The following is a 4,664-nucleotide window of genomic DNA, read 5'->3' as shown; positions in this document are numbered from 1 at the left end:
GCCGCCCCGGAGGAATCCCTTGCCCCCTAATCTGCCCCGCTTACCTGCTAGTCGTCCCACGGCATCGAGAGCTAAGCAACTGACTTTGCATAGCACAGCTTGATCAAGAGAAGCAAAAGGAGCGTTAAATACGGTCCGATCGATACACCCCGGATCCTGCGACAAGGCTGTCTAATATAGCTGTGAAGCCGAGTGAGATCGCGCGCTAGTAGGATCCCTATGCGATATTGCTCACCGATCCGCGCGGGCAGCCATTAATTTAGGCCATTCTGGGCATCGTAGGAAAGACTTTCCCGAGTTATGAACGAAGTTCCTCTGAGCCATGTTTGTCGGGCAAACTTTATTACGACTTAAGTTTTCGCGGCGCCCGTAGTCGTGGATTGTGAGACGTCCACTCCCCTCGCATTGCGGAGTTTAGGGTCAGATCAAACCCATTTGCCTCAATGAGAACGCAGACGAGAGCACGCATCGCAAAGTGCTTACCGTTGAGCGAGTCCGACGCCTCAGCTAGCTTGAGCTCCGCGAGCTGTGCCAGGAATGGGCCGGATCGAGCGCCCACTGTGCCCTGTGCGGCTCATCAGGCGATCGTTGGACGCCCAGGCCAGTAGCTTATCCCATTCCTGCTCGCCATAGCAGGCGACGATTTGGAGCGGGACTAGACACTGATCTGGGCGTAAGTTCAGTGCCTTCCACATATTGGGCTGCGGCCGAAAGCTCTTTGCGCGTGACGGCGCGGTGCACGCCCACAGCAAGCTGCTTCGCGGCCAAGGCGACATAAAACGGCCTCCGGCCACCTATCGCAGCAGTCTGCACCCTGCCCTTCTCTGTGAGCGCAAAGCAGGGTCGTTCACTGGAGCCGGCGCTTTTCGTAACACGCGGTTCGCTGGGACGGCAAAAATGGACGTGCGAAACGCATTGTCTGCCATCACCCCTGGCGATGAGATCCGAAGATCCTTTGAGTTACTAACTCCAGGAGCCTTTTGCGGTGCCGCGGCTACATCATTTGACGTCCTTCTGTGCGGAGGCGTATGCCTCCGCGAGGCTTGGGAGTTGTTCGATCAGGTATGCCGCGAATGCTGTGTCGAACCCCTGATCAATACTGATTTTCAGATCACGCCCGGTCTGCCGGACCTTGGCAACTTTCTGGCCAGAACCAATTGAAATTGTTCTTGCCTTGGGCTCGGAGTTTCCCACCGAGGGCTTCTTCGTGACAGCTGATAGTACCTGCGAGAACCGGCTATCCGTATCAAGATTTGCGAAGCTGACTTCAGCGATTGCCGCTTCAGCCGCTCTCTTCGCTGCAGGTCCGCTCAGCGCTTCGGACAGCGCAATCCAGCGTGCCCTGCCCGCTTTCGGAGCCGGACCGATGGCACTAGCAATTGCCTCTGGAATCGCTCTGGCAACTGCGATGTAGCGGCTCAGATCAGCCTTGTCGGTCGATAGGGCCTGCATGATCACAGTGCGGTCGAACTTGAGGGTCTCGAGGTGTAGTGCGAAAAAGGCTTTCTCAATGAACGAGAGGTCGCGCCGGTCCAGATTCTCCTTGCCTTGAGCTACAACGAGTTCTTGATCAGTGAGGTTACGGACTACCGCCCTGACCTTGATCCCGAGACGGGCAGCTGCCTTCACACGACGGTGGCCGAAAGCAACCTGGTAGCGATCCTTCTGGTCAGGGTGTGGTCTGACCAGAATTGGCACCTGCTGTCCGCTTTCCCGTATGCTTTCGGCTAGACTGTCGATGCTCGAGTCCGTCGCATCGGCCATGCGGTCCGACACAAACGAGCCATCAATCAGATCAGTCTCAATCTCAACGATTGCCGAGCCTGATTCCACTTGGTCCCGGATCTCGGTCAACTGCTGGAGAGATGCCCCCATAGCTGCAATCGCTCCTGAGCGGACGCGCGGCGGCGATGGCACCTGCGGAGCCGAGTTGGGAGCTCCCAACTGCTCAGTCATCGCCGCGAAGACTTTATCCATTGCACTTTTGCGGCTCATGCTGCACGTCCCCACGCTTTGCGGATCATTGTTTCAACCTCGCTATTAACAGCATCCAGAGCTTCAATCGCCCTGTCATAGGTCTGTCGGTTCATGGACTCACGCCCGACCTCATAGAGGGTCTGTTTCGTGAGGCCAGCATCCGAGACCGCAGATGATTTCACCATCGGACTAGTGAGGACTGCGTCACCAAACAGGCTTCTCAGAAGAGCGGTGATGCGGGTCTGCGGCCCATCCTGCGGCTCATATCGCGTAACTAGATAGCGCAACGCATCATACCGAATCTGACCGCCAGCTCCACGTACGACCTCTAGAAGGTCGTCTGTCATCGCGAGGAACTGAGACATAGACGCCACGTCGAGCATCTGCGGATGAACCGTGATGAGGAGAGAGGTCGCTGCGCATAATGCCGAGAGCGTGAGAAACCCGAGCTGCGGTGGACAATCAATTACGACAACATCGTAGCTGTCGGCAACGGTGTCGAGTGCCTTGGCGACTCGCTCGAAGAACAGTTGATCGCGCTGGCGAGATATTAACGCCTTAGGAGTCTCGTGCTCAAATTCCATAAGCTCAAGATTTCCGGGCACGATGTCGAGACCCGTGAAGTAGGTCGGTCGGATGATCTCAGCGAGCGGACGGCGCTCCTCACTATAGCGAATTGCGCCATAGAGAGTCTCGCCGGCTCCTACATCGATCTCCGGCTGAACACCATGGAGCGCCGACAAGCTCGCTTGAGGGTCAAGATCGACGGCGAGAACACGGTAGCCTTTAAGGACGAGAAATTGGGCAAGATGAGCTGCTGTCGTGGTCTTGCCCGAGCCGCCCTTAAAGTTAACGACCGAAATAACCTGTAAGTGCTCGCTGTCCTGACGGCGCGGCGAGAATTTCCGGCCCGACTTAGTTGTTTCGTCGAAATAAGCGCGCAGCGCGTGAATGTCGGCGAGCGAATAGGAGCGTCGACCGTACTGCGTAACCTCGGGCTGTGGCCCCTGCCCCTCAATTGAAAGCTGGCGAAGCCTGCTGTCGGAGATGCCCAGTAGCTTCGCTGCCTCCCCAGAGGAGAAGCGGCGCAGGGTTTTTGCTGAGCTTGGTGGATAGAAGGCAGCTGCCATTGCTTGCAGCTGCGAGCGCAGGATCGCAGCATGCTCGCCGATGGCGGAGCCCGTTTCTGGAGACGGCAGCGCGACGTCTAGTATTGCAGCTTGCTGGTTCACGGCGGTCCTCTCGTTTACGGCAAATCGACCTATACACGTCTATTATCGTAAAGGTTAATGGTTTGTTGGATTCTCCGGCAGAGTCGAGCCTGTCTAGACATCCGTACCGGATTTATTTGTTGAAAACCGCGAGCTATGAACGGCCTGAATTGTCAGCAACGAGCCGACTCGTTCTTTGAATTGGACCAGAGTACTACGCATGCGTGACGCTGTCGTATACCCGAAAACAATGTTCAGTGCCTGATCCTCAGTCGCTGCGACCCGGCCGAGAGTATGGCCAGCTTCTCCGTGCCGTCGATCGAAGGGAGTTTATTCGGCGACGCAGTGCTGATCCCTGAGTGGGGCTGTATTGGCAGCTGGGTGGAGAAGGATGGAGCAGCGCGAAAGCTCAGCGGGTGCAGCCGAGGCGTTTGAGGGCTGGCTACGCTAGAGCAGCAGTGTGGGTACTGGACCAGAGGCTCAGGTTGAGTTGCCTCGTTGAAGAAGTTGGGAGCTCCCAACACCTGCCTGTGGGCGAAGCAGTTGCTCACGGAGCGCCCTCATCTCGTCCCTTCCTGGGCTTGCTCCAAGCCGGATAAGTTAGCCTAACCATTGTGGAGCCGGCGCCTCCAGTGAGACGGGCCGACGACCTCGGCGCAGGATAAGTGGCCCTTGCTGAGTATCCCAAGGCGCCGACTTTGCTACAGCAGGCGCGCGTACGATAGGGCGTGTAGCCTTCTCTCGCCTGTAGATAGATAGTGGCTATCCGGCGGAGCGCTCGAATGGCGCCGCTCCATCAACGGCGGAAGCTCGCCCCGGAGGGCTTGTGCCAAGCGAGCCCAAACCCTCAACGTGGCACCTGAGATTACGGTGGGTCATCTGCCGTTTCTTCGTTCCGCTTCCGCCCGGGTGGCTAGGTCGGCGCGAAGGGTGCCCCATTCGAAGGGGGTGGCAGCGCCTTGCTCCGGCTGCGGGGAGAGAGCTAGATATCATGTTCTCTCCCAGGGGGGGGCGGCGTCAACCCAGGCGGGTGCCGCGAATGGACGTTCGTGCGGCAGTCCGCGAGCGGCTAAAAATGCGGAGTCTGGGGTGCGCAGGCGAGCCGTTTTCGACCGGTGTGGGGGTCCATGGAAGAATGGCGATGCGACTGAGCAATGATCCGAGTTCGTCTGTCGCCTGCGTCGTGAGTGCTTATTGGGTCCATTGCTCCGGCGGGAGAGTGAGTTGCCTAGCAATGCTGCTCGAGATGCCGTACTTGTACTCGAAACTCTCGCTGGGCCTCGTTGGGAGCTCCCAACAAGGTCGGTCCCTACTCGCTCGATGCGCCCGAACGGGCCCAATCTCGCCACGGCTCCTCCGTAATACCAGCCCTGGGGATGATGGCGGCAGTCTGGAAGGATCAATGCGGCACGAGCCCTGTGCCGAGGTCGTCTAGGCTCAGGAGTCGTTGATTGAGGTAGAAGGCCACTGAAGCAG

General features: G+C 58.1%; 2 protein-coding genes. Both read right to left on the bottom strand.

Annotated elements, in window-relative coordinates:
- Positions 1–999: 999 nt before the first annotated feature.
- Positions 1,000–1,995 (bottom strand): plasmid partitioning protein RepB, encoded by a 996-nt coding sequence (gene repB / locus LG661_RS24155; RefSeq protein WP_230534546.1) that lies wholly within the window; start codon positions 1,993–1,995, stop codon positions 1,000–1,002.
- Positions 1,992–3,209 carry a plasmid partitioning protein RepA gene (gene repA / locus LG661_RS24150; protein WP_268995515.1) on the bottom strand — a complete coding sequence of 406 codons (1,218 nt, stop codon included), beginning with the start codon at positions 3,207–3,209 and terminating at the stop codon, positions 1,992–1,994. Before repA ends, repB begins: the two co-directional genes overlap by 4 nt.
- Positions 3,210–4,664: the final 1,455 nt, after the last annotated feature.

Source organism: Microvirga roseola, assembly GCF_020866965.1.
GTDB lineage: Bacteria > Pseudomonadota > Alphaproteobacteria > Rhizobiales > Beijerinckiaceae > Microvirga > Microvirga roseola.
The sequence above is the reverse complement of the archived record's forward strand: the minus strand, read 5'-3'. Positions and strand labels throughout refer to the sequence as shown.